Below are 25,216 nucleotides of genomic sequence, written 5' to 3' on the forward strand. Positions count from 1 at the left end.
CCTGAGGAAAGCGCCGTGACGATGTGTGGGAGCAGCGCACGGAACGCATTGCCCCGGTGACTGATGGCATTCTTCTCGTCGCTGCTGAGCTCGGCGCAGGAGACATTCATGCCCACCGGCTGCAAAATCGGGTCATAGCCAAACCCGCCATCACCACGGGGTGCAGCCAGCAAGGTTCCCTCCAGGATCCCTTCCTCCACTACATCCAAAGCGCCGTCCGGGCTTGCTAACGCCGCGGCACAGACAAATCGAGCACCACGGTGCGCTGGCGCGATGTCGCTTAGCTGGGCGAGCAAGAGTTCAAGATTACCCTGATCGTCGCCGTGCTTCCCCGCCCACCTGGCCGAGAAAATCCCCGGAGCTCCGCCAAGAACGTCCACCGCCAGGCCGGAATCGTCGGCAATAGCAAGAACTCCGGTAAACCGCGCCACTTCGGAGGCTTTTAGCCTCGAATTCTCGGCGAAACTGATACCCGTTTCCACCACGTCCGGTGCGTGGAGCACTCCGGCGTCGACCACGTCCGCATCGACATCTAGCCCCGGCACCTGGTCCCGGAGCAACTCACGCAATTCGCGCAATTTGCCCTGATTGTGGGTGGCCAAAACGAGAAGTGGCGCTCCCACTATGCCCCGAGAGTATCGCGCTGAATCTGGGCCAGCTCAGTGGTCCCGATCAACGCTAAGTCCAGAAGTTTATTGAGCTCGTCGCGGTCAAAGGGCGCACCCTCCGCGGTTCCCTGAACCTCAACAAACTTGCCTGATCCGGTCACCACAACGTTCATGTCGGTCTGCGCCCGCACGTCCTCCACATACGGCAGATCCAGCATGGGGATGCCATCGATGATCCCGACGGAAATGGCCGAAACCGTGTCGATGAGCGGCTGCGCGTTCTTAGCGATCAAGTTGTTCTTTTTGGCATAGGCCACAGCGTCGGCGAGAGCCACATAGGCTCCGGTGATTGCTGCGGTCCGGGTTCCGCCGTCGGCCTGCAGGACGTCACAGTCAAGGACAATGGTGTTCTCGCCCAACGCCTTGGTGTCGATGATCGAGCGCAAGGAGCGGCCGATCAATCGAGAGATCTCATGTGTACGGCCGCCAATTTTTCCCTTGACGGATTCGCGGGAGTTACGAGTGTTCGTGGCGCGGGGCAGCATTGCGTATTCTGCCGTGACCCAACCTGTGCCTTCACCCTTGAGCCAACGCGGCACACCAGCACTCAAGGATGCCGTGCACAGCACACGCGTGTTGCCGAACTCGATGAGGGCCGAACCTTCGGCCTGCTTGGACCAGCCACGCGTAATGGAAATATTGCGAAGTTGGTCAGGGGTGCGGCCGTCGGCGCGCAAAATGGAAGAATCGCTCGTAGTCATGCTGACAAGCCTACCGGTCCAGGTGACCCCTGCGAGCAGGTCCTGCAACGACAAATGCGTGCTGCCCCGAGTGAAGGCGCCACATTCTACGCACTCAAGGGGCCCCGCCCTGCAACAGCTTTAGTGCACCTTGTTCGCCAATCTGAAATTCTTCCGGTCAGTGAAATACTGTGATCCGGGCTTGATAAAGCACAGCACCACGGCTGCAATTCCGGAAAGGAGCTGCAAGACGACAAAGATGGCTGCGGGCATGGTCAGACCGGCGAGCGAGAAAAGAGAGACGGCGGCCAGCACTGCGGCTGTGATCCTCGCCCATCCCGCACCTTTGTTGATGAACAAGGCAATGATGACGTAGACAATCACAGCAAGGGCCGAAATGACAATGATGGTAGCTAGGGCCACGCCGATGCTAATGCCTACTATGTCTTGGCCGGAATCCGGAATATTTTGTTGCGCCAGCTGCGAAGTAAGCTGACTCCGGAACTCAGCCGATCCGGTATGCACAATTCCCAGGACTGCCGCAATGATCTGAAATACTGCTGCCGCAATGATCAAAAGCACCGCCCAGCGCACTTGCTTGGGCCTCACGGGAGCTAAAATACTGGGCTCTGCTGACGCTCCAGGGTTGTAACTGGGCATTAACGGCTCGCTCATATCATTCATCCTTCACGGTTCATGACAGGGGCCAGCGTGCACACCCCACAGGGCACCCGGCAGCAAACCCCCAAGGTTTCGTTGCTTCTTTCCCCTCGAGACTACCCGAGTCGGAGCTCGGTCCGGCCCTCGAAAGTTGTTCAGGATTCGGGCGCGCTAAATCATGTAATGTACACCGGCGACGGCGGCGGAGACATCACCGTCGTAACTTCCGCGCGCTTCGGCCACCACTTTGTTGGTGTCGGTCCAGACCGGAATGTGCGTGAGCAACAGTCTGCGCACATTCGCAGCCGTGGCGGCTTCACCGGCACGTTTCCCGCTGAGGTGAACATCCTTGATGTGATCGTCCCGGCCCTCTTCGAAGGCGGCCTCACACAAGAAGAAATCTACGTCCTTGGCCGCATCTTCAAGGCCTTGGCAGGCATCCGTGTCACCTGAATAGGCCAGCGTCACTGTTCTATCAACGCCAGTGCCGTCGTACTCTGTGACCTCAATTCGCAGGGCGTAGGCCTCGGGAATGGGATGGTTGACGGCGTGGGGGGTCACCTTAAAGGGCCCCACCGTGACCGGTTCCAGGGCAGTCCATGGCTGGAAGTCAAACTCTTCATGCATCCCTGGATCCAAGTCAAGACCATACGCGGTGGCAAGCCTGTCCGCCGTCGCCGCGGGTCCCCACACTGGGATGCGTCCCCGGTGCCACCCGTGCGGGTTCCATCGCACGGCCACATGGAGTCCACACAAATCCATGCAATGGTCCGGGTGCAGGTGGCTGAGGAAGATGGCGTCAATATCTTCCAAATCCATATACTTTTGCACGGAACCCAACGCTCCACTGCCCAGATCAATGAGGATACGCCACGGCCTTGTGCCGTCGTGGGCCGAGAGCAGATAGCACGAGGCAGGCGAGGACGGTCCGGGGAAGGACCCGCTACAGCCCACAATGGTCAGCTTCATCCTTGCTGCCCCCTGACCATAGTCGAAGCAGCCAGTTCAATGGCAGGATCACGGAGAACAAAATTAGAGATCCGTGGCGCACGGGAACCGGACTTCGCTGCTGCGATCATCTCAGGGGTGACCCGTGCAACTGAACCTGTCGGGTAGTGAGCCAACACATGAGTTACCTGCTCCACACCATGCACCTCCGGGCCCAGGAAACGGCGGGCAAGGAGCCCAAACTGACCGGCGTCGCCCGTGGAGAGAAAGTTGTGCGTGGGCGCGTTTGGACTAACACGTTCAAGATCATGGCTCACCAGGGCCTTATAGACGTCCTTCGCCGTTTCTTCAGCACTCGAGACTAAAGACACCGACTCCCCCATGACATAGGAAATAACACCAGTCAACAAAGGATAGTGTGTGCAACCAAGGACGAGGGTGTCCACCTGGGCTTTCTTCAGCGGCGCTAAGTAGCTTTCCGCCGTTGAAAGCAGCTCCGGCCCGGCCGTGATGCCCGATTCAACGAAACGCACAAAGTCTGGACATGCAACAGAGGTGATGTGCAGTTGCGGGGCTGCGGCAAACGTGTCCTCGTAGGCACGTGAGCCCACCGTGGCCACCGTGCCTATTACCCCAATGCGACCTGTTCGGGTAGCAGAAACCGCACGGCGGACGGCCGGCTGAATCACCTCAATGACGGGGATACCGTATCTGGCCGTGTAACGCTCACGGGCGTCACGCAAAACTGCTGCGGACGCTGAATTACAGGCTATGACAAGCAGTTTCACCCCAGAGTCCACCAGTTCATCCATGACACCGAGCGCGTTAGCGCGTACTTCCGCGATGGGAAGCGGTCCATACGGTCCGTTAGCCGTGTCTCCCACGTAGAGAATGGACTCGTTGGGTAGCTGGTCGATCACGGCACGGGCCACAGTGAGCCCGCCCACACCGGAGTCAAAGATGCCAATGGGTCGCTCGCTCAACGGAGCCACCGCGGATGGGCTGGTAGCAGAAGTCTCCTCGGAAGATGTGCTCATGATCGTTTCAGGATAGATGGTTTGCGTACGCAGTGGGCACATTTGGCGCAGTCTGTTAAGTCACACTGCTCACTCAGGCCGGAAATAACTTCTCTAGCGTCCACTCTTCATTCGCGCCAGAACCGCCTGCACAAGGCTTTCTTGCAGCCACGAAACAAAGTTGTAGACAAGCGATAAGTAACTTTCGACGTCGTCCGCGTCCCCCCAGTCTTGTACGCGGTGGACCCGATCAGCATCCGTTTCGTCGCGAATATCCAGCCGTTCCGCCAGCACCAACCGGACGTCGTTAAGCGCCATAGACCACATCTTGGCGGCCTCTGGATCAAGCACAAGTTTGTCCTTGTCCAGATCCAAGGATGCCGCCCGAAGGGCACCAATCTTGGACTCCCGTAACGAGCGTTCCGTGAGCTGACGAAACTCCAAGGCGGCCCCGGCGTCGTCCTTGACAGCATCTGGCAGCAAGCGCAGGAGGGCAGGATCGCTGGGGACACTTACGTCCATGTCCAGCCCAAGCAGGGCTGCCAGCGGATCCTCGTGGGCGGGCGTGTCAGGTTCAAGCATCGTGATGACGTCGGCGAAGAGCTTGCGCAACAGATCTCGTTCAGGAACTTCCAGATACCCGGTGATGCCGCGACGGCCCGCAATGAAAGACTTAGCCACGCTTGCCGCCTTTTTGGACAGTGGCCCACAAGCCAAATCCGTGCATAGCGACCGCGTGGGCTTCCATCTTTTCTTTGTTTCCATGGGCCACCGAGGACTTGCCATCCTGGTGGACCTGCATCATCAACTGCGACGCTTTGGTCTCCGAATAGCCAAAGTAGCTTTGAAAGACGTAGCTGACGTAACTCATCAAATTTACCGGATCGTTCCACACGATCAGTTCCCAGGGGATGTCGGTCGAGGCGAGTTCACGCGTTACTTGCGCCCTATCTATTTCCGGTGCTGTGCTCAGGCTCATGTGTCCATTCTAGTGTTGGACTACTAAAGTAAATTCCGTGACTACTCCTTCTCAGTGGGGCCAGCCCCGCACTTCCCTCTTCACGGACCACTATGAGCTAACGATGCTCCAGGCCGCACTGCACTCCGGCGCCGCACACCGCGCCAGCGTGTTCGAGGCCTTCGCACGCAGACTCCCGGATGGCCGCCGTTACGGGGTTGTGGGCGGCACCGGACGCTTTTTGGAAGGGCTTGCCGAGTTCCGGTTCGGAGCGCAGGAGCTCGACTTTTTAGCCCACAACAAAGTGGTTAACGACGAAACACTATCCTGGCTAGCCGATTTCAAGTTCTCCGGCAACGTCTATGGTTACGCAGAGGGCGAACTCTATTTCCCCAATTCGCCCATCCTCACCATCGAATCTACGTTCGCGCAGGCCTGCATCTTGGAGACTTATGTGCTCTCTGTACTCAACCACGACTCCGCGATCGCGTCCGCCGCGTCCCGGATGATCATGGCCGCCGGATCCCGTCCCTGCATCGAAATGGGGTCACGACGCACCCATGAGGAGTCCGCCGTTGCAGCCTCCCGTGCTGCCGTGATCGCAGGATTCCACAGCACCTCCAACCTTGAGTGCGGGCTGCGCTATGGCGTGCTCACCCAAGGCACGGCCGCCCACTCCTTCACGCTCCTCCACGACTCCGAGGAGGAAGCCTTCCGCGCGCAGGTGCAATCAATGGGCGCCAGCACCACGCTGCTTGTTGATACGTACGACGTCGAAGCCGCCGTCCGCAAGGCCGTCGAGATTGCCGGTCCCGACTTGGGAGGCGTGCGGCTTGACTCCGGCGATCTCCTCGCTCAGGCCCATGACGTACGGGCGCTGCTCGATTCGTTGGGTAACGTCAACACCCGGATCACCGTCACCAGCGACCTTGATGAATTTGCCATCGCCGCCCTGGCGGCAGCTCCCGTGGACTCCTACGGGGTGGGCACTTCCTTGGTCACGGGCTCCGGCGCGCCCACCGCGTCCATGGTGTACAAATTGGTGTCCCGGAAAGGCACGGACGGTGAGTTTCGCCCGGTGGCCAAGGCTGCCAAGAACAAGACGAGCGTGGGTGGGAAAAAGTATGCTCTGCGCCGCCTGAATCCTCGAGGAATTGCCACTGCTGAGCTCGTGGGGATCGGCGCCCTGCCAGAAAATGACGGCAATGACCGCCCCCTGGTCCACCAATTCATGACGAACGGCGAACTGGTCCCGGGGTGGACGGGTCAGGCCGGCGTTCAGCGCGCCACCGCCCGGCATGCCGCTTCGTTGGCGGAGATGCCTGGTGCCGCCCGGCGTCTCCAGCGCGGCGATCCCGTCATCCCCACCGAATACCTTCAGAGCACCCCCGCACACGACTAGGCATAACGCACCTAAAGGAGGCCACCGTGGCCAAAGCACTCATCATTGTGGACGTACAGAACGATTTCTGTGAAGGCGGTTCCCTCGCTGTTGCGGGTGGAGCGCAGCTTGCCTCGCAGATCACCGAGTACATCTATGACGAGCACGGTTTTGACTTCATTGTTGCCACGCAGGACTGGCATGTAGATCCAGGGAGCCACTTCTCTGAGTCTCCAGATTTTTTGACAAGCTGGCCGGTGCATTGTGTGGCCGGTTCCAAGGGCGCAGCGCTGCACCGGAGCTTGGATACCGAGGACATCGACGCGTACTTCCGCAAGGGCAAGTATGACAGCGCCTACTCGGGCTTTGACGGACTGCTAGCGCCTGAGGATGAAGTCATGGTGGGCGAGCGTGAAGCTCATGAAGCGGCAAATCCGGACGGCGGCGACGATCCCGTCAGTTTGGATGACTGGCTGCGAGAGAACGACGTAGAAGACGTTGTTGTGGTGGGCATCGCGACGGACTTCTGTGTGCGCGCCACCGCGCTGGATGCCGTCAACGCCGGGTACAACACCACCGTGCTGCGCGAATACGTACTGGGGATCGACCAAGACGGCTGCGAAGACGTTTTTGCAGAACTAGCCGACGCCGGTGTGGAGATCAAATAGACAACTAGCGGCGCGCCCGCCGTTGGAGACTAAGGCGCGCCCTGGCTGTTTATGCAGGCTGTTTATGCAGACCGTTTATACGGACCGTTTATGCAGGATGATTACCCACGCTATTTACGTCCGATAAACCAGTCTTGGAGTTTCTTCAGACGCTGCTGAAGTTGGGGCTCGTTCGCTTGGGCAACAGCGGGTCCTCCACAAATACGGCGAAGTTCGCTGTGGACCTTACCGTGCGGCATACCGGAACGGGCACTCCACGCTGAAACGTTCTTAGCCAGTTCGTGGCGCAGATCCATCAACATGCGGTGGTCCACCACTTCTGGCACCGACGGTTCCGGCTCTGCGGCGCTTTTTGTACGCCGGCGGGTCTGTTGATCCGCTTGGCGCTGGCGCAGCAAGACACCCATCTGCTCGGCATCGAGCAGTCCTGGAATGCCTAGGAAGTCCATTTCGTCGTCGCTGCCGATGGCACCACCGGCGCCGAATTCTCCGCCGTCGAAAAGCACTTTGTCAAAGGACGCTTGAGACTCAAGCGCCTCAAATTTGAACTTCTCCAAGGTATCGGAGGCTTTTTCCTCCCGGTTTGCCTCGTCCATCTGCGAATCGTCGATGAAGCCATCAGATTCCTTATCCGGGCGGTCCAAGGCGTGGTCACGTTCAAGCTCGAGTTGGCTGGCCAGCTCCATCAGATTGGGCACGGAGGGCAGGAAAACCGACGCCGTCTCACCTCGCTTGCGGGCGCGAACAAAACGACCGATCGCTTGGGCGAAGAACAGCGGAGTGGCCGTGGACGTCGCATAGACGCCTACCGCCAAACGCGGCACATCTACACCTTCGGATACCATCCGCACCGCCACCATCCAGCGCTTTTCACCGGCAGAAAAGGAGTCGATCTTGTCTGACGCCTTAGCATCATCGGAGAGGATTACCGTGGGTGATTCGCCGGTTATTTTCTTAAGCTGAGCGGCATAAGCGCGGGCATCTTCATGGTCTGTGGCAATGACGAGCCCTCCGGCATCCGGGACAGAGCGACGCACCTGCAAGAGCCTTTGATCGGCTGCCGCGAGCACAGCAGGAATCCACTCCCCTGTTGGGTTCAGCGCTGTACGCCATGCTTGGGAGGTGATGTCCTTCGTCACAGGTGCCCCCAGCGTCGCAGCCATTTCCTCTCCAGCACTAGTCCGCCAGCGCATCTGGCCCGAATACGCCATGAACATAACCGGACGGACCACGTGATCTTTCAGCGCCTCACCGTAGCCATAGTTATAGTCGGCACGGGAGCGACGGATGCCATCTTGTCCTTGGACATACTCGACAAATGGGATCGGCGAGGTATCAGAACGGAAGGGCGTACCGGTCAAGGCAAGGCGCCTCGCGGCGGGGTCGAAGGCCTCGCGAATGCCGTCACCCCAGGACAGCGCGTCTCCTCCGTGGTGGATTTCATCCAAGATCACGAGGGTGCGCGCTGCCTCGGTTTTGGCCCGATGCAGGAGCGGTTTACTGGCCACCTGCGCGTAGGTCACGGCAACTCCGATAAAACCCTTGCCGTGGCGACCGTCAGTATTTTTGAAATTCGGATCGATCGAAATACCCACCCGGGCCGCAGCATCGGCCCATTGACGCTTGAGGTGATCCGTGGGCGTGACAATGGTGATGCGGTTGATGGTGCCACGGGACAAGAGTTGCGTCGCGACGTGGAGTGCGAAGGTGGTCTTTCCTGCTCCAGGAGTTGCCACGGCCAAAAAGTCCCGCGGATTCAAGCTAAAGTACTTCTCCATTGCCTCGCTCTGCCAGGCACGCAGTTTCTGGGCGGTGCCCCACGCGGCCCGTTCTGGGTAGGCCGGAGGAAGCGACGGACCGCCAAACAGTGTTTCCGTCACAAAAGTCCCGCCATCAAATCACTTCTTTCCTTGCGCACCCGGTTTCCGGGCACGCGAAATGCACGGTTCTTAACCGTACTTTCACAACTATTACATCCGTGAGGATTGTTTCACTTCTTCGGGTTCTTGGGGCCCTTGCCCTTACCACCGCTGGGATTCATGCCCTCAAAAATGGCTTTGCACTCAGGGCACACGGGAAACTTATGTGGATCTCGACCAGGAGTCCACACTTTTCCACATAACGCGACTACTGGATCGCCTGTCATGGCCGATTCCATGATCTTTTCTTTGCGGACATAGTGAGAGAATCTCTCACTATCTCCCGGTTCTACTTCCGCGAGCCGCTCTTGGCGCTCAATAACGGCAGTGGATCCTCCGCTTCGGCCGTCGTCATAACGGGGATCGCTTTCGAAGGGGTCTGGTGGCAAGCTCATGAAGTTATTCTAGCCGGTTTCGACTTTCGACTCACCGTGCCAAGCTCCCCACCGAAGGAGAAATTATGTGTTCACTTCATCCTTTGGCTGATTCTTTAGAGTCCCTGCCAATGCGGCTTGTTGTCATAGGCGTGGCGGTATGTGGCCGCACCAACTAGTTTGCTGGCAGCCGCTTCGTCAATGATGACGGTGGCATGGGGATGGAATTGCAATATGGACGCCGGGCAACTCGCCGAAACAGGTCCTTCCACGAAGTCATGGACGGCTTCGGCCTTTCCCGCACCAAACGCAACAAGAACCAAGTGGCAGGCATCCATGATGGTGCCCAAGCCCTGGGTCAGCACGTGATGGGGAACCGCCTCGATGCTATCGAAGAAGCGCGCATTGTCTTCCCTCGTCTGATCCGCCAGCGTTTTGATGCGAGTGCGAGATGCGAGCGAGGAACCAGGCTCGTTGAAACCGATGTGTCCGTTCGTTCCCACGCCAAGTATCTGCAGGTCCACTCCCCCGGCAGCCTTGATGGCTTCTTCGTATGCTTTGCAAGCTGCCTCAACATCCGTGGCGGCACCGTCGGGCCCGTGGACGTTCTCCGGGGCGACGTCCACGCGGTTGGTGAACTCACGGCGAATCACTTCCCGGTAAGACTCAAAGTGGCCCACTGGCAGACCCACGTACTCGTCCAAAGCAAAGCCGCTGGCCTGCGAAAAGCTCAATCCATGCTCCTCGTGACGCCGCGCCAACTCGTCATAGATGGGCAATGGCGAGGACCCTGTGGCAAGGCCAAGCACTGCGCGCGGCTTTTTGCGGACTAAAGACTCAATGGCGTCCGCAGCCAGAACGCCAACCTCTTTGTTGCCGGGGAGAATGATTACCTCCATGAAACACGATCCTTTCGCGGCATGTCAGTGCCTGATATCCCTGCTGGGCGAACAATGATGATCGGCGGGTTCGCCCTGCAAAAACGCCCTGCCGTTGGTGTGCTGGTGCACAGTAACGGCAGGGCGACTTTGCCATGCATCATGCTTTCTTAAACCCAACCTTATCGAGTGTCAGCGATCTGCCGAAACGGCTTGCAGCAATTCCGGCGCCCGTCGCTCATATTGCGCGGCTCCAAGCCGTATACCCAGCAGCAAATAGGCACATCCAAGTATGATTCCGGCCGCCAGGGCCAGCCAGCTAAACACCGGCTGGTTCACTACTGCACCAATGACGACCAAAGCGACTACGGGAACCGTCAAAATCCCAGCACCGGCAAAGCCCACCAGCTGGACCAACACGGAGAAAAAATTGTTACCCGGTTTGGACTTCAAAGGGCTTTCTCCCGGAAGCGGGACGTTCAGGGTGAAGCGGGAGGAGAATACACTCGCCAGCCCCAGTCCTGCACCGGCCGCCACCAAAACCAAACCGATCATGGCTGGCCAGGAGGACCAATTGTCCGCCAGTGCGGCACCAACGCTCGCGTACACCACACCCAAGGACAATGCCAGAAGACCGGCTGCGATGACCCTTCCAGTCCTATCGGCCCGCCCAGAGACTCCCGTCGCTAAATGAAGGGCAAATGCCGTGCTGTCGTAAGAGACATCCGAAGAAATACTCCACGCCACCATGAATGCCGCAAAGGACGCCGCAAAACCCACCACGTTACCCATAGTCGCCAGGCCCCCGTTCTGGCCGGCAACAAACACGAAAATCAGCGGCAGAAGCGGTGCGATGACGAGCGAGGCACTATACCGTGGGTCTCGAATCCAGTACGTCAGGCTCCTGGCGGCAACCGCCCCTGTCGGTGTTCCGGGAAAACGCGCAAAGAAGCCAAGTTTGCCGCCTGTTCGTTTGAGTGATCCAGCGAATGCTGGAGTCACCAGGGCCCGAGCCAAAGACGTCTTCCATATCCACGCCAATACGGCCATGGTGGCCAATGCGATCAGGAATTTCGCCCCGGCGGACACCAAGTGCCCGGATGCTAGGTCAGCTGGGACAGCCCAGATCGCACCCAGCGGCGTCCATGCCACAGTGGCGCCAAGAGCAGGCAGGAACTCGGAAAAGTCGCGCATGCCAGCAGAAATGGTGCCAATGATGGGGCCCATGAGAATCAAAGGAATCACCAGAAGGATCCCGCTCACATCCTTGAAGCGCCGCGAGGAGGCGAGGCTTGTGCTAGCTGCTGTGATGGCACGGGAGGCGAGGATGCAGGTTAGTGCGGCCAGAATGCCACAGGGCACCGCAACGAGTGCTATTGCTGGACTCTGCCACCATGCGACTGCCGTACCCACGGAGACAATGAGCGTGATAATGCCAGGAATACCGATGAAACTAGCTAAGGCCAGTCCAACGAGCATGGATTTTTCGGGGATGGCAAAAGTGACGAAACGGGCAGGTTCAAGCGTCATGTCCAAGCCAGAGGCCAGCACTGGAATGATCAACCAGCCAAGGATCAAAGCAGCGCCGGCCAGAGTCACGACCGTCCGGATCAACTCGGGATCCGCGGTACCTAAAACAGCCAAACCCACCAGAGAGATTCCGAGGATACCTAGGCCGTAAAGGCCTGCAAAGATCAGTCCGACCAATTGCCAGGGGCTTCTCTTCAGAGAGTTGCGTAGCAGCGTGATCTTTAAGCTCAGGAGGTGCGCAACCATTGAAGCCCCCCAGCCTGGTGCCGTCCGCCTACCAGTTCAACGAATTTTTCTTCAAGGCTCATCCCGTCCCGCACGCTCTCCACCGTTCCGGCAGCAAGCACATTTCCCCCAGCGATCACAGCGACGTGGTCGCACATCCGCTGCACTAGGTCCATGACATGGCTGGAGACTATTACCGTGCCACCCGAGGCTACATAATCGGTCAGAAGGTCTCGAATGTTAGCTGAGGAGACGGGATCGACCGACTCAAAGGGCTCATCCAAAACCAAGAGTTTGGGCGCGTGGATCAAGGCCGAGGCCAACGCGATTTTCTTCGTCATACCCGCGGAGTAATCCACGACCAAGGTGCCGGCGTCCTTCGCCAGATCGAGAGCCTCTAATAGATCTTTGACGCGTGAGGCAACAGTCTCCTTGTCCATCCCACGCAAGAGTCCGGCGTACGTCACTAGCTGTTCTCCGGAGAGCCTGTCGAAGAGGCGGACTCCATCCGGCAAGATACCCATGAGTCTTTTTGCTTCCAGTGGGTGCCTCCATACGTCCACCCCAAGCACTTGTGCGGTTCCGGCGTCCGGACGCATCAGCCCCGTCGCCATGGATAACGATGTTGTCTTCCCGGCGCCGTTGGGTCCTACCAACCCGTAGAACGATCCGGCAGGAACGTCCAAATTGATGGCGTTAACGGCCGTCTTGGCACCAAACCGCTTCGTGAGCCCGCGCAGGGACAGTGCGGGGAAGTTTGTGGCAGGCGCACTACCAAGAGGTACATGGGGCAAAGATTCAGTCATGACGCCACGCTAGCAAACCGCACTCAGGCATTACGTCATCCGAAATGATGAATTCGGCACGCGTGGAAGAACACGCGTGCCGAAGCAACTGGGTCTTCCTATGGTGTCTAAAAGAGAGCCCGGGCCAGCGCTTGCCGGGAAGTGCTCACGCGCGCATCACCGACACCGACCACCTCGTAGAGCTCAAGTAGACGTACCCTCACGGCTTCGCGTTCCGGACCAAAATGAAGTGATATGAATTTCACCAGTCGGGCAAAAGCATCCTCCACATGCCCTCCCGTGACGTCGAGGTCTGCCACCGCCAATTGAGCCTCTACATCATCAGGGGCGTCGGCGGCACGTGCCCGCAACGCCTCCGCGGTTGAAGCATCCAGACCGGCGCGCCGGCTCATCAGGTGCACCTGAGCTAGGCCGATCTTAGCGTCGGCGTCATTTGGCTTTTCCGCCAGAGCCTTCTCATACGCGGCCGCGGCCGCAGCGAGATCACCAGCCTCAATGGCGTCCACGGCAGCTTGGTGCAGTGGCGGCAGGGGTGGGGCCGAAACGGGTGTGGGGTCCGGCTCACCACCCAAATTACCTTCCACCCCATTGCTTGCCGCTACCTTGAGCAGTTCGTCAAGGAAGCCTTTGATTTGTTCTTCCGGCAAGTCCCCTTCAAACATAGGAACTGGCTGGCCGTTGATCAGCGCCACCACAGTGGGAACCGCAGTAACACCAAACGCTTGAGCGATTCCCGGACTTGTATCTGCATCTACCCGGCCCAGCGCAATCTTTCCGGCATACTCGTTCATGAGTTTTTCGAGCACCCCGGACAGCGTGGCGGATTGGTTGGACCGTCCAGAGCCCAGCAGGACTAGGGCAGGCACCGTTTGGGACAAGGCCACGAATTCTTGGAAGCTTTGTTCATTGACGTCGACGGCGTACGGCGAAGGGCCGCCGGCATTTTCCGCAGGTGCCATGGCCCGGGCTTTTAATGCCGAGAGGTCGACGGCGCCGCGAAGGTTCGGCCCCGGTGTGGAGTTGGCAGGCATAGAACTGTTCTTGGTCATTGACTCACTTTCAGTGTGCTTGATGCGTCGGATAGTCGGGACTACACGTTGTTATTGCTACTTGAGGGAGGCCCCGATCAAGGCGCTGGTGGCCGAGATGATAGTGATTTGTTTCGCGGCGCCCGCCGGAGGGATGTACATGACCACCGGCTCGGCATAGTTGATGGTGAAGCCCTTAGTGGTCTCTGCACCTCCCGCGAAGACGGCAGCGTCAGGAGAGATGGTGAGGGTGGCGTTCTCTTTGGACGTGGCATCAGTGCCGAAGGTGTATCCCACCACGACCATCGCTCCGCCGTCGGAGGTGTGCATGGCCAAGGTGGCCGCTTTGTCAGCCGTGTGGGTGAAGACGTAGCTGGCATCCTTAGCATCAGCGAGAACCTTGGCCTGGGCTTCCAGGACACTGGTGGTGTAAACGCTGTCCTTGAAGGTATCTTTCCACTTGCTATCTGCGTTGGTTAACCGGTCGCTGAAGGCGGCTACGGCTTCCGTTGGGCTCATCAATAAACCACTGGCGTCCAGTGCCACTGCGGGTGTGCCTTCTTTGTCAACAGCTGGGAAAGTCAGTCCAGGCAGGAGCGGAGTGGCCTGAACCAGCTTGTAGGGCTCACGGGCGGAGCTTTGAACAAGTGTCAACAGCTGCGGAAGCGCGTTATTTTCGCCCTGGGTGACGAACATTGCCGAGCGGGGCCAGGTGGACGAGGTGGTGACCACCCCCGCCAGCAGCTTCGTGGCATTGACCGGCTCAGGGGCGGCTTGCTCGGGTAGCTGGGAGCGAATCTTGTAGTTCGCGGTGCGCACTACCAGGGCATTTCCCGCGACCCGTGGGTCAAGTTTTGCAGCGTCCTTGGCATTGTCCCCGCTCGCCACCACGGTGGCTACGTCCGATACGATGCGCTGCACCTGGCTATCGAGCAGTGCCGGAATGCCTGCGGCAGTCGGTTCAGTAGTTGGTTCAGTAGTTGTCCCGGTGGGTGTTGCAACTACCGGGGTGGGCGGCGCTGTGCTTGAATCGGCTGCGACAGCCGGGCCAAGACTTCCTGCAAACAGAACGACGGCTACTCCGGCTCCCCAACGTAGGGAAGAAAATTCGCTCTTTCCTCCCTTTTTCCAACGGCTCTTGCGAGGCTTTGCGCCCGGGCCCTTGCCAATGACCGGGCTTTCCGCAGAAGACTGTTCCACAGCTTTCCCCGCAGAACCATCTGCGGGGCCGCTAGCGACTCCCCCCGGTCCATTGTGGCCGTCGTTGTCGCCGCGATCGTTACCGTTACCACTGCCGTCGTCGTCGCCGCGATCGTTACCGTTACCACTGCCGGCGTCGTGACTGCCGGCGTCGTGACTACCGGCGTCGTGACTGTCGGCATTGCTGCCCTCTGTCCTCGAGCCCGCATTCGTTTCGAACGTGCCGTGGTCATCTGCGTCGGCATCCTTTAGCTGCGCGGAACCGTCCTTCTTCCATTCGGTCCCATCAAGGGTGATGGCAGCGGTTTTCGTTTCCGGACTTTCGGTCACGGAAGCAGGAAACGCCGAAGTGTGATCCGGGCGCGCCTGCGCCCCCGGATGATCAGCAGCGTCTTTGCCCTCTGCGATACCGTCGCTAGGCTGTACGCCCCTGCCAGCTCGGCGAGCGTCGGCAATCGTTGCCGGTTTAGGCTGCGCTGCGGTATTCGCTACCTCGCGAGCAGCTACGATCTTAGCCACTTCCATGGCCCCCGTTGCGGGATCGGACGCTACGCGGCCAGCTGCGCGGCGACCAGCCACCTGAGGCTGCGTGCCCTTGGGCTTGCGCGGGGTCATCCATAGCAAGAGGGCTGCGAGCGCCAGTAAAGCAGCGCCGAAGACCATCAGAGGTATGGCCCATGGAGTTTGTGCGTCATTGGCCGTGGTGAGGGAAATATCAGTGGGTGCCGGCGCGGTCCCATCGGAGGAGAGCAGGAGAGCCCAATCCCCGTGGCCAGGTGCCTGCCACGTGTAGCTGAGGCTAGTGTCGGCTTTTTCTTCACTGACCCACATATCCGAACCTGATGGGTTGGGCACCTTCTCCACACCGGACTTACTTTCGGTTTCCAATGTTGTGAAGTCCGCATTGGCTCCGGTTACGGATGTATGGGCCGCGTCGGCGACCCACCCCTGGACATCACGAACTGATCCCACCGCTAGTTGGATAGGACCATTCGCTTTGATATTCAAGGTGAAGTGGCCATCCTTGGCCTTGAGTACCTCTGGACCTATCACCGTCAGCGGCGCCGGTGTCACGGAGCCGGAAACGGCTGCTGTGATCGTGGCAGGCGGGAGCCAGAGGGTTCGCTGGCCGATCCCTAATCCGAGGATCACCAGACCCACTATGCCTAGAACAATTGCAATCTTTGAACGCAAGTACTTACCTAACATCGGCTGAAAACTACTGTGATCGTTTGTTCTAGGGTAACCGAACCGTTATCTTTGGGGCAGCCCGGGAGGGCAAGCTCACGTTGGCCCTCATCACTTTCCTCTGGCCGCCGCGCCGGAAATCTGCCTCCCGGAATTAGCAGCTGCCATCAATCGCGCTGGTAATGTCATAGCACCACTTACCAGCGCGGGCAGCACTTCGCTGCGGCCCCGGACACAAAGGCTGCCTACCGTGAGCTCCTCCATGCCACCAGATTCCACCGGTTCCAACACCGATTCCGCCGCCGGTGCTTCCACTCACGACACCGAGAGCCCGGTACAGGAGCCCGAGGCAACGTCTTTCGTCGAGCAAGCTCGTGGAGTCGATCAGCACGAGATAATCCAACCGGGGCCTGTACGAGCAGGCGGTTGGCGCGCTTGGCTGGTGAAGAAGATCTCCCAACCGATTCCTGGGGCGCAACCGCGGGTTCGCTTCAGTCTGCCAAACGAGTCCTTGGGAATCGCGGACATCCCGGCTCCTGCCGTCAGCGCCGAGCAAACAGAAACTATGGGACTTTTCCGTCACCCCATCTACTACGGTTTCATGGGTACGGTGGGTGTTGGCATCGCCTTGGCCGTGAGTTACATCATGTCCAATACGTCCCAGCTGCTCTTGTGGATCGTCACGGCCTTGTTCATTGCCTTGGGTCTTGACCCGGTGGTGCGATGGCTGGAGCGGCGTTCAGTTCCCCGTCCCGTCGGAATCGTATTGGTCCTGGTCACGCTGTTGGGGATTGTCGCCATATTCTTCGCAACACTTATTCCCACTATCGTCACCCAAACCACGCAACTGATAAACAAGGCTCCGGGTTGGATAACAGACTTCTTCAACTCCGATTTCTTCCGCAACATTGACGGCCAGTACCACGTGCTGGACACCATCAACGAACAGGTCGCCAAGTTCTTCCAAGACGCTCAGGCAGTGGGAGGCATCTTTGGTGGCGTGCTGGGTGTTGGGACCACCATAGCCAACGGTTTGTTTGGGACCTTGATTGTTCTGGTGTTGAGCTTGTACTTTCTGGCATCACTTCCAGCTATCAAACGGTGGGGCTACCGGTTGGCACCGCGCTCACGCCGTGCCCGGGTGGAGGAGCTAAGCGAGGAAATCACCAGGGGCGTGGGCAATTACGTGATCGGTCAGGTGTGCGTTGCGGTGATCAATGCAACCGTCGCCTTCATCATCATGAGCATCCTGCATGTGCCCTTCAGCGTTCTGCTGGCATTCGTGGTGGCGCTGTTGGCGTTCATCCCGCTGGTAGGCGGGATGATAGCTGCCGTGGTGGTTATCGCGGTCAGCTTGACTGTTGGATGGCAGACGGCGCTCATTTACGCGATCTGCTATCTGGCCTACCTGCAGTTTGAGGCCTACTTTGTTTCTCCACGCATTATGCAAAAGGCGGTTGCTGTTCCCGGCGCCATAGCCGTCATTTCCGTCATCGCGGGCGGAAGCCTCTTGGGCGTACTCGGCGCCCTCATTGCCATCCCAACGGCCGCCGCGGTGATGCTCCTGGTGAAAGAAGTCTTCATCGCGCGTCAAGACAAGCACTAGTGGCACCACGGCGATGCTTGCTTAGTTCGTTGCCGCAGCAGCCACGGGAGCAGCTACAGGCCCCTCCCATTCGGTGTCCAATTCCACAGGCGCACCAAGCACCGTGGAGACGATCAGGTTCAACGCCCGGGCCGCATACTTTTCGCCCACCCACAGGTGCTTGGCCCCATCTACCCCGATCACTTTGGCTTGAGGCACCCGGGCAAAACGTGTGCGGGCTTCCTCGGGCCGGAGGTAATCGTCTAATTCCGGGACCAAAACGGTCAAGGGCTTCCCGAACGCCGCCCACGCATCCAAATCTATTGCTTCTGCGTGGTGCAGCGGCGGAGACAGCAGCACGGCACCCTCTATTTGCGCAGCGACCGGATCCAACGCTCCATATTTGAGGACCAGCTCGGTACCAAACGACCACCCTACGAGCCAGCGATTCGCCAAGCCCCTTCTCACAGCGAAATCCACGGCAGCGGCAACGTCTGCTTTCTCACCGATTCCGCCGTCGAATTTCCCTTCGCTGGTCCCCCGCGGGGACGTGGTGCCCCGGGTATTGAAACGCAGCACAGCAATCCCCGCCAGTGCCGGCAATCGGTAGGAGGCCTTCTTATACACGTGCGAATCCATGAATCCGCCATGGGTGGGAAGCGGATGGAACGTGATCAGCGTCGCCGCCACTACGCCGTCGGACGGCATCGCTAGCTCACCGACAAGTCGCAGTCCGTCGGAAGTCACTAGCTCAATGTTTTCCCGCACTGCGGGCAGGATGGTGGAGGCCCGGACCGGAACAGCGGCACCGGAATCGGCGAAGACGAGGGAAGCTGGGTCAAAATCCATGCTGTCAAGACTATCTGTACCTGTAGCTGCGTCCTCGCCAACAGTTCCCGTGCCAATGCCGACGCTCGCGCAGTCCAGCTTCCGCACCGAACATGGCGTCTTCGCGCCACACCACCAGATGTGCCATACCCGCTTGCACAGAGTGATTACACCCCGGGCAGGTGTAGACCTTCAGCGCATTGCCGCGGCTGATGGTTCGCACTATCCATTCCCCGTCGGGCGCTGATTCGTGCTCCGGGAGTCCCATGCGTGCCCGGCTTAGATCCACTTCTTGCCCGTCTGGTGACCGCTTGCCGCCGGCAACTGGAGTTCGACGGCGTCGCGGATGGTTTGAACGGGGCATGCCACCATTGTGCCGCACAGGTTACGGACCGGTCACATCGGGGCGACGCTGTCCCGTACTGAAAATTCGGAACCAACCGTTCGTGCTCACGACAAGCGTTCACGGACCGCGCCAACTGATCAACCCGGTAGGGTGTAATGCGTGCGTTTAGTAATTGCCAAGTGCTCCGTCGACTACGTCGGACGCCTCAAAGCCCATCTCCCCCTCGCCGTCCGGCTGCTGCTGGTCAAAGCCGACGGCTCCGTACTGGTCCATTCTGACGGCGGCTCATACAAGCCGCTGAACTGGATGAGCCCACCCGCCACACTGCGCCGGGTGGTCGCCGCCGACGCGGAACTTGAAGACGGTGTAGTGGAGCAATGGATCGTCCAATCCACCAAGGCGGACGACAAACTCATTATCAACATCCACGAACAGCTACACGAGTCCAGCCATGATTTAGGCACGGACCCTGGGCTCATCAAGGATGGAGTTGAAGCGGATCTGCAGCGCCTGCTGGCGGCACAGATCGAGCTCTTGGGAACAGGATTCACGTTGATCCGTCGTGAATATTTCACAGCGATCGGCCCGGTGGATATTTTGGCGCGGGACAGCGCGGGGGCAACCGTGGCTATTGAACTCAAGCGCCGTGGTGACATCGACGGCGTCGAACAACTCAGCCGGTACTTAGAACTCCTGAACCGGGACCCCCTGCTAGCCCCGGTGCGTGGTATCTTTGCCGCTCAGGCGATCAAGCCACAAGCTCGGGTACTGGCCACGGATCGCGGGATTGAATGCAAAACCTTGGACTATGACGCCATGCGCGGGGTCGATGACAGCTGGACCCGGCTCTTCTAGGGACTAGCGCTTTGCACCCGACTAGACTGGATCCATGACTCTCCACCATGATGGTCCCACAGCGGCACCGCTCAAAAAACTCATCCACGGCCAAATCGCTACGGACCATGGAATCATCAAAAGTGGCCTGCTAGCCATCTCCGGGGACAGAATTCTCTACGCTGGCCGGGCGGACCATTTTGATGAACCAGGCTTTGGCGACGATGACCTCCAAGCAGTCAACGTCATCTCCATTCCCGACGGACACTATGTAATCCCTGGCCTGGTCGATATCCACAACCACGGGGGCAACGGCGGAGACTTCCCGGGCGGCAATGAGGAGTCAGCACGGACTGCCGTGGACTTCTTGCATAAAGCAGGCACCACCACTCTGCTGGCGAGCATGGTCACAGCCGCACCAAAGGATCTCCTAGCCGGAATTGGTCTCTACGCCAAAATGACCGACGAAGGCTTATTGGCCGGAATTCACCTAGAGGGTCCCTTCCTCTCTCATTCCCGATGCGGAGCACAAAACCCCGCTTTCTTGCTCGAGCCAGACTTGGAACTCCTGGCCCAGCTGATCCAGGCAGGTCAGGGACATATTGCCACCATGACGTACGCGCCGGAACTCCCGGGAGCCGCTGAGTTGGTGGATGTACTGACCACCCACGGCATCACCCCGTCAGTGGGTCACACAAACGCCGACGCCGCCACGACCCTCGCGTCGCTGGATCAGGCAAGAGATGGACTTGATTCCACCGGCTTTGACGGAACATCCGGCCGTCCCACCGTCACGCACCTATTCAACGGTATGCCGCCAATGCACCACCGCTCACCGGGGCCGGTCGCAGCGTCTTTGCGCGCTGCCAGGGCCGGGCACGCCGCCGTCGAACTCGTTGCCGATAACACCCATCTAGACCCGGAAACAGTCAGAATGGTCTTTGAACTGGTCGGTGCCGAAAATATTCTATTGGTGACAGACTCCATGGCAGCCGCGGGGCTGGCAGATGGGCCGTACATGCTGGGCCCGTCCCCGGTCACCGTCACCAACGGCGTTGCCACCTTGGATGCGACCGGATCCATTGCCGGTGGCACAGCCACTTTACTGGACGTAATCCGGCGAACAGTTGCAGCGGGCGTGAAGCTCACGGATGCCCTGCATTCCGCGACAGTGACTCCAGCAGCCGTCCTCGGGCTCACCGACGAGGTCGGTGCGCTGCGCCGCGGACTGCGCGCCGACGCCGTGATTGTGGACTCGGAGCTGGAACTGGTGCACGTGCTCCGGGCTGGGGTCTGGCTGAACTAAAAGCTGTGGGCACCTGCCGAGCAGCTAGTCTTCACGAAAGCTGATTGGCGCGGCTCGTTTTGCAACAGCTAGTTCTGGCGCAGGAGCTTTGCCAACTGACGCATGGAAACGTTGGGCATATAGGCCTGTCCCACCGCCCGTCCGATGGCTGGCAAGGACAGCGGATCCTGGTACATCATGTACAGCGTCCTATGCCGCGGTTGAAAGCGGCGCTTGAAATTGGCCAAAGAGGCAAAGCCATATAACGGCTCAAGAGTTCGCGCCAGCAACGCTAGAATTCGTTTCATGGACGTGCTCTCCAAGGCGGCCAGCGGATGCTCAGACTCGGGAAGATCCGTGGCGCCTGGCACGCTGCTCTCACGTCCGTCACGGTCGGTGATGCCTTCCTCGGGCGCCTGCTCCCTTGGCTTCGGGTTCCCAGGCTGCCCAGTTTTCATCGGCTGCGCGTCAGGTTCAATGGATAAGGGCGACGCCGAAAGCGAGATCGTGGGTACCCGTCCTTGGAAATTAAGGACTGCTTGGGCTATGAGGTATTCCATAACTCCGTTGAAAGCGTTCTGGTTGCGGCGCATAAAATCAAGGGTCCAGCTGCTTTCCTCGCCGTTGACAAAGACAGGAAGCCAGCTGGTGAGCCCATGGACGCGCCCGGTGGCGTCAACAGCGAGACACAACTGAACGGCGTCGTCCTTAAGTTCCTGAACCCCACCTAACGTAAAGCCCATCTCGGGAAGAGCCTTCCCTGACACCCATTCCTCGGAAATCTCGAGAATTTGAGTCCGCAGGCCCGTAGAGAGCTCCGAGTAGCGTGCCCACACGGTGCTGATGCCCAGCTTTGCTGCCTTGTTCAGGGCGGTCCGTACGTTTTGCCATTCTTTGCCCGTGAATTCCATATGGGCAATATCCAGCAGTGTCTCCGTTGCCACCTGAGCCCGTCGGAATCCCTGGGCGTGCAAAACTTCCCAACATTCATCGGTCACCGAATAAAAGCACGGAGCCAGTGACTGCACTTCGCAATGGTCAAGGAAACCCAGAACCGCTGCATCGTAATGGGCGGGATCCCCCACCGGCCCGCCCACGGTTACGGCCACGCCAGCGTGAGCTTGGTAGGCGATCGCCACGGTTCCGGAAGGGTTGAACCAGTAATGGTTGTTGGGCCACAGCACCATCCACGATAACGAGCCACCGCCACGACGCACCAGCGCCTGAACGTGCGGCTTTTCTCCCACACCGGATCCGCGCACCCGCCGGCTCAGGAAAAGGGAAAATACTCCCAGCACACTGACCAGCCAGAAAACTCCTCCCCCTAAGGTGAACAGCACCCGGCTGAATTCCCCGTGGGGGTAGACGGCGGCAGCGTAACTGGACGGAAAGGGATACGGCAGCAGCAGTCTCGGCAGACCGGCCAGCAGACCTAAAAGACCGTAACGTCCTCCAGCATTACCCTCCAAGAGCCAGACCACGCTATACAGCATGATAAATCCGGCAAGCACGAGTGAAAGCACGCTGAAGGTACGACGGCGAAGCACGGGGTCCGGGTCAATATGAAAGTGGCGGCGAAAGACAAATAGCAAAACGCCAATCAGGAACGGCACAAGGACCACAGGCAGGACCTCCCAGAAGGAGATATCTACGCTGAGCACTCTGCGGCCACGATGCAGTGGCATGCCAAACGTGGCGAAAACCTGGAGATAAATGGCACTTGTGATACCAATGACCAGATGCATATAAACACCTGCCCACAGGGCCATCCGGTTCCCTCGGCGCAGGCCCTCTGCGCAGACCAACAACAACAGCATGGGCACTAGCGCCAGCAGGTGGGCACCGGACTCCATCATGCTCCCGCCGTTCAGTGCCATCTCCTGACACCCGGTCTCCAGCGCTGTGCAGCTGCCTCTCAGCGCGCTCACTGCGGGGACAGGATTCACCACGAGGTTGCGAAGCCGGGCAAGCGGTCCCACGGGTACGTGGGCCAGAGCTGCCATGAGTGGCCCTACGGCAAAGACTGACACCACTATGGCTAAAGTGGTGCGCACCTCGCGGCTGGTGGAGCGCGTCCCTCTCACCTGGCTGCGACTTGGCACGAAGATGATTCCCAGGAGCAGTCCAGCGATAGCACCTAGCAGGATAAATATGTTCTGGGCGTGGCCTACATAGAGGGAGAACATCAACGCTGCAGCGAAGGTAAGAGCGCGCACCCGCCGGCGCCACAAAAGATTGATGCCACGGCTGGCTGCCATCAGCGCGCCCGTAGCAGCGGCAAAGGGGCCAAACAGGGTTGCTTCTCTCATTCCCGCGAGCCATTCCATTCCTGCGGCGGAACCGACTTCGACGATGAGCGTGTACAGCAACACCGCACCGAGCTGGCTCCCGACGAACATCATGAGTGCGCGAGTTGTCCCAAGAGTGGTTTCCGCCAGGCCAAGAAGTCCCAAAAGAACGGCACACGCTGCGAGCAACGACGCTGGGTTGTTACCCGGCAAAAGGGTCGTCAGCACCGACCACCCTTGGCCGTCGAGGATATCCTTGGCCTGAAAACCCCACGTGCCGGCGTGAGACTTGGACACGCCAGCACCCCATCCGCCGGTAAAAATACCCGCGATGACGGTAGCTGCGGTCAGGGCGAGGGCTAGGGGAATTCGATGGATCCATCCCCCTGCCGCACCCCGCGGCCTGGAACGCGAATCCAGGCCAGGCATGACGCTCATTGGAGCCCCAGTCTGGGGCCCAGGAAGGCCAGGGCGTCCGGCATGCCGGAGGCGACCATGGTCCAGGAGTGCCCTCCGGGGTAAATGTGCCGACTAACTTCCATCCCGGATGCGCGGGCAGCCGCTTCCAGTACGACAGCGTTAGCTGTATAAGTGGAGTCTTCGCTGCCGGAGGCCAGCCAACCATGCACTTGAGGATACTTATTCTTTGCCATCAGTGTCAGGGGCAGCTCAGCGTCAAATTTCGTCTTATCTCCGTGGAACGCCCGATCGATCGTCACGTGGCGATCCGCCGCAAGAGCCGGCTCGCGTTCAGAAGAAAATGCCGCAAAGGTGGGGTAGATGTCAGGGTGACGTGTCACCATCTGTACGGCACAGGTACCCCCATAGGAGAACCCGGCAATGGCCCAGTGCTCATGGTTTGTGTCCACATTGAGGTTAGCCGAAATCCACGCTGGCACGTCAGTTGCCATATACGTATCAGCCTGACCTAATGCGGAATCCATACACATGGTGTTGGCATCAGCACTTCCGTTGGGATCAGGAATCACCACCACCGGTGCCAGGGAATTATGCGCTTTGGCGTAGTCACCAAGAATCTGTGCCAGATGGCCAGCGCGTAACCAGTCAGTCGGTGATCCTGGTTGACCTGCCACTAAAACCAAAACGGGAAGGATTGGGGGCACCGGAGCAAAGTAAGCGGGTGGAAGATACACCACGGCATGGCGAGCGGCCAGCCCCGACGTAGTTCCTGGAATCTGGACGCTACGCAACATACCCACAGCGGGTTTACGTTCGGAACTCTTCCATGCATCCTTCACGGGACCGGACTGAAAACGTTCTGCCACTGGCGCCACACGGACCGAAGGAACCCCCGTGGGAAGCTCTGTTGTGCTTTCAAAAACACTGCGAACTGTGGGGTATTGTCCAAAGTAGGCATTGACCTGGACCACACAGACCAGCACAATGAGGACACTGGAAACCAGAGCTAATAATGAACGCCCGCGCACGGACACTCTGTCGTGTCCACGTTCCCGTCGTGCACGGGAGGCAAAGACCGCCCGCCCGTGGCGACGTATTCCCAGTGCCGCCGTCGTCAAACCTAGGATTAGTCCCCACAACCCGGCGCCTACGCTTATTACAACAGCACGCGGGAGCTCGTCCGGCCAGACGTACCACCAATGAATGAGCGCCCAAGCCAGACCCCACACCAGCGCAGCGCTTCCGATCCCAGTCACTATCGAATAGAGCCACCAGTGCCGGGATCGCCTGATCAGTAAGAACGCGAAGGCTAGAGCGCCCAATAGCAAGGCAACGCTTGGTACCACGCCGCTGACCAATTGCAGCCCGTATAGCCAATCCAACACTGGCGTTCCTTGCCTTCGGGGGTACCCCGCACTAAGTGCAAGGCAACGAATGTCATACTAGTCGCCAACGCTGTATGCGCGCTGACCGGGGGCGGCGTTGCGCAGAGAGAGCGAAGGC

23 protein-coding genes are annotated in these 25,216 nt (G+C 59.2%); 5 read left to right on the top strand and 18 right to left on the bottom strand.

Annotated elements, in window-relative coordinates:
- The 7 genes from rdgB to clpS all read right to left on the bottom strand — a co-directional run.
- Window positions 1–626 (bottom strand): RdgB/HAM1 family non-canonical purine NTP pyrophosphatase (gene rdgB / locus LOH53_RS11195; RefSeq protein WP_230067959.1); only part of this gene is annotated, 626 nt, incomplete at its 3' end.
- Window positions 623–1,369, bottom strand: coding sequence for a ribonuclease PH (rph, locus tag LOH53_RS11200; RefSeq protein ID WP_326832772.1), 747 nt, complete (start codon window positions 1,367–1,369; stop codon window positions 623–625). The genes rdgB and rph, both read right to left, overlap by 4 nt.
- A 120-nt stretch (window positions 1,370–1,489) precedes the next feature.
- A complete protein-coding gene (locus tag LOH53_RS11205; protein ID WP_230067831.1) occupies window positions 1,490–2,023 on the bottom strand; it encodes a hypothetical protein in 534 nt (177 codons plus the stop codon).
- Between the two features lie 156 nt (window positions 2,024–2,179).
- The gene (locus LOH53_RS11210; protein ID WP_230067832.1) at window positions 2,180–2,977 is read right to left on the bottom strand and encodes an MBL fold metallo-hydrolase; all 798 of its coding nucleotides are present in this window, start codon (window positions 2,975–2,977) and stop codon (window positions 2,180–2,182) included.
- The gene (gene murI / locus LOH53_RS11215; RefSeq protein WP_230067833.1) at window positions 2,974–3,993 is read right to left on the bottom strand and encodes a glutamate racemase; all 1,020 of its coding nucleotides are present in this window, start codon (window positions 3,991–3,993) and stop codon (window positions 2,974–2,976) included. Before murI ends, LOH53_RS11210 begins: the two co-directional genes overlap by 4 nt.
- Before the next feature lie 93 nt (window positions 3,994–4,086).
- Window positions 4,087–4,653, bottom strand: coding sequence for a DUF2017 domain-containing protein (locus LOH53_RS11220; protein ID WP_230067834.1), 567 nt, complete (start codon window positions 4,651–4,653; stop codon window positions 4,087–4,089).
- Window positions 4,646–4,951: an ATP-dependent Clp protease adapter ClpS gene (gene clpS / locus LOH53_RS11225; protein ID WP_230067835.1), complete on the bottom strand. Its 306-nt coding sequence runs from the start codon at window positions 4,949–4,951 to the stop codon at window positions 4,646–4,648. Before clpS ends, LOH53_RS11220 begins: the two co-directional genes overlap by 8 nt.
- A 37-nt stretch (window positions 4,952–4,988) precedes the next feature.
- Here clpS and LOH53_RS11230 point away from each other — a divergent pair, with 37 nt between their 5' ends.
- Together LOH53_RS11230 and LOH53_RS11235 are read left to right on the top strand one after the other, a co-directional pair.
- Entirely contained in the window at window positions 4,989–6,332 is a 1,344-nt protein-coding gene (locus LOH53_RS11230; RefSeq protein ID WP_230067836.1) for a nicotinate phosphoribosyltransferase, read from the top strand.
- Between the two features lie 26 nt (window positions 6,333–6,358).
- Entirely contained in the window at window positions 6,359–6,979 is a 621-nt protein-coding gene (locus LOH53_RS11235) for an isochorismatase family protein (RefSeq protein ID WP_230067837.1), read from the top strand.
- 110 nt (window positions 6,980–7,089) lie between these two features.
- Here LOH53_RS11235 and LOH53_RS11240 read toward each other — a convergent pair whose 3' ends face one another.
- The 7 genes from LOH53_RS11240 to LOH53_RS11270 form a co-directional block, all read right to left on the bottom strand.
- Window positions 7,090–8,859: a DEAD/DEAH box helicase gene (locus tag LOH53_RS11240; RefSeq protein WP_230067838.1), complete on the bottom strand. Its 1,770-nt coding sequence runs from the start codon at window positions 8,857–8,859 to the stop codon at window positions 7,090–7,092.
- A 110-nt stretch (window positions 8,860–8,969) separates the two neighbouring features.
- Window positions 8,970–9,293, bottom strand: a complete 324-nt coding sequence (locus tag LOH53_RS11245; protein ID WP_230067839.1) for a DUF3039 domain-containing protein — start codon at window positions 9,291–9,293, stop codon at window positions 8,970–8,972.
- A 95-nt stretch (window positions 9,294–9,388) separates the two neighbouring features.
- On the bottom strand, window positions 9,389–10,171 hold the full coding sequence (nagB, locus tag LOH53_RS11250; protein WP_230067840.1) for a glucosamine-6-phosphate deaminase: 783 nt from the start codon (window positions 10,169–10,171) through the stop codon (window positions 9,389–9,391).
- 171 nt (window positions 10,172–10,342) lie between these two features.
- The gene (locus tag LOH53_RS11255) at window positions 10,343–11,926 is read right to left on the bottom strand and encodes a transporter (protein ID WP_230067841.1); all 1,584 of its coding nucleotides are present in this window, start codon (window positions 11,924–11,926) and stop codon (window positions 10,343–10,345) included.
- Entirely contained in the window at window positions 11,908–12,711 is an 804-nt protein-coding gene (locus LOH53_RS11260) for an ABC transporter ATP-binding protein (protein ID WP_230067842.1), read from the bottom strand. Before LOH53_RS11260 ends, LOH53_RS11255 begins: the two co-directional genes overlap by 19 nt.
- Window positions 12,712–12,818: 107 nt before the next feature.
- The gene (locus tag LOH53_RS11265; RefSeq protein ID WP_230067843.1) at window positions 12,819–13,760 is read right to left on the bottom strand and encodes a tetratricopeptide repeat protein; all 942 of its coding nucleotides are present in this window, start codon (window positions 13,758–13,760) and stop codon (window positions 12,819–12,821) included.
- A 57-nt stretch (window positions 13,761–13,817) separates the two neighbouring features.
- Window positions 13,818–16,133 (bottom strand): hypothetical protein, encoded by a 2,316-nt coding sequence (locus LOH53_RS11270; RefSeq protein WP_230067844.1) that lies wholly within the window; start codon window positions 16,131–16,133, stop codon window positions 13,818–13,820.
- A gap of 244 nt (window positions 16,134–16,377) precedes the next feature.
- On the opposite strand from LOH53_RS11270, the gene LOH53_RS11275 reads away from it, so the two are divergent.
- The gene (locus LOH53_RS11275) at window positions 16,378–17,733 is read left to right on the top strand and encodes an AI-2E family transporter (RefSeq protein WP_230067845.1); all 1,356 of its coding nucleotides are present in this window, start codon (window positions 16,378–16,380) and stop codon (window positions 17,731–17,733) included.
- Window positions 17,734–17,754: 21 nt separating this feature from the next.
- Here LOH53_RS11275 and LOH53_RS11280 read toward each other — a convergent pair whose 3' ends face one another.
- Both LOH53_RS11280 and LOH53_RS11285 read right to left on the bottom strand, forming a co-directional pair.
- Window positions 17,755–18,561: an alpha/beta hydrolase gene (locus tag LOH53_RS11280; protein ID WP_230067846.1), complete on the bottom strand. Its 807-nt coding sequence runs from the start codon at window positions 18,559–18,561 to the stop codon at window positions 17,755–17,757.
- Window positions 18,562–18,571: 10 nt separating this feature from the next.
- Window positions 18,572–18,904, bottom strand: a complete 333-nt coding sequence (locus tag LOH53_RS11285; RefSeq protein WP_230067847.1) for a hypothetical protein — start codon at window positions 18,902–18,904, stop codon at window positions 18,572–18,574.
- A gap of 141 nt (window positions 18,905–19,045) precedes the next feature.
- On the opposite strand from LOH53_RS11285, the gene nucS reads away from it, so the two are divergent.
- Both nucS and LOH53_RS11295 read left to right on the top strand, forming a co-directional pair.
- On the top strand, window positions 19,046–19,741 hold the full coding sequence (nucS, locus tag LOH53_RS11290) for an endonuclease NucS (protein ID WP_230067848.1): 696 nt from the start codon (window positions 19,046–19,048) through the stop codon (window positions 19,739–19,741).
- A gap of 34 nt (window positions 19,742–19,775) precedes the next feature.
- Window positions 19,776–21,026, top strand: a complete 1,251-nt coding sequence (locus tag LOH53_RS11295) for an N-acetylglucosamine-6-phosphate deacetylase (RefSeq protein ID WP_230067849.1) — start codon at window positions 19,776–19,778, stop codon at window positions 21,024–21,026.
- Window positions 21,027–21,094: 68 nt separating this feature from the next.
- On the opposite strand, the gene LOH53_RS11300 is transcribed toward LOH53_RS11295, so the two are convergent.
- A complete protein-coding gene (locus LOH53_RS11300; RefSeq protein ID WP_230067850.1) occupies window positions 21,095–23,731 on the bottom strand; it encodes a bifunctional lysylphosphatidylglycerol flippase/synthetase MprF in 2,637 nt (878 codons plus the stop codon).
- Window positions 23,728–25,098, bottom strand: coding sequence for an alpha/beta hydrolase (locus LOH53_RS11305; protein WP_230067851.1), 1,371 nt, complete (start codon window positions 25,096–25,098; stop codon window positions 23,728–23,730). Before LOH53_RS11305 ends, LOH53_RS11300 begins: the two co-directional genes overlap by 4 nt.
- Between the last annotated feature and the right edge of the window lie 118 nt (window positions 25,099–25,216).

Source organism: Arthrobacter cryoconiti (assembly GCF_020905375.1).
GTDB classification, from domain to species: Bacteria; Actinomycetota; Actinomycetes; order Actinomycetales; family Micrococcaceae; genus Specibacter; species Specibacter cryoconiti.

Coding starts and splice junctions, on each gene's coding strand:
- nagB (WP_230067840.1), bottom strand. CDS start 10,171: ATGGAGGTAATCATTCTCCCCGGCAACAAAGAGGTTGGCGTTCTGGCT.
- clpS (WP_230067835.1), bottom strand. CDS start 4,951: ATGAGCCTGAGCACAGCACCGGAAATAGATAGGGCGCAAGTAACGCGT.
- LOH53_RS11255 (WP_230067841.1), bottom strand. CDS start 11,926: ATGGTTGCGCACCTCCTGAGCTTAAAGATCACGCTGCTACGCAACTCT.
- LOH53_RS11285 (WP_230067847.1), bottom strand. CDS start 18,904: ATGCCCCGTTCAAACCATCCGCGACGCCGTCGAACTCCAGTTGCCGGC.
- murI (WP_230067833.1), bottom strand. CDS start 3,993: ATGAGCACATCTTCCGAGGAGACTTCTGCTACCAGCCCATCCGCGGTG.
- LOH53_RS11260 (WP_230067842.1), bottom strand. CDS start 12,711: ATGACTGAATCTTTGCCCCATGTACCTCTTGGTAGTGCGCCTGCCACA.
- LOH53_RS11265 (WP_230067843.1), bottom strand. CDS start 13,760: ATGACCAAGAACAGTTCTATGCCTGCCAACTCCACACCGGGGCCGAAC.
- LOH53_RS11205 (WP_230067831.1), bottom strand. CDS start 2,023: ATGAGCGAGCCGTTAATGCCCAGTTACAACCCTGGAGCGTCAGCAGAG.
- LOH53_RS11245 (WP_230067839.1), bottom strand. CDS start 9,293: ATGAGCTTGCCACCAGACCCCTTCGAAAGCGATCCCCGTTATGACGAC.
- LOH53_RS11300 (WP_230067850.1), bottom strand. CDS start 23,731: ATGAGCGTCATGCCTGGCCTGGATTCGCGTTCCAGGCCGCGGGGTGCG.
- rph (WP_326832772.1), bottom strand. CDS start 1,369: ATGACTACGAGCGATTCTTCCATTTTGCGCGCCGACGGCCGCACCCCT.
- LOH53_RS11210 (WP_230067832.1), bottom strand. CDS start 2,977: ATGAAGCTGACCATTGTGGGCTGTAGCGGGTCCTTCCCCGGACCGTCC.
- LOH53_RS11295 (WP_230067849.1), top strand. CDS start 19,776: ATGACTCTCCACCATGATGGTCCCACAGCGGCACCGCTCAAAAAACTC.
- LOH53_RS11280 (WP_230067846.1), bottom strand. CDS start 18,561: ATGGATTTTGACCCAGCTTCCCTCGTCTTCGCCGATTCCGGTGCCGCT.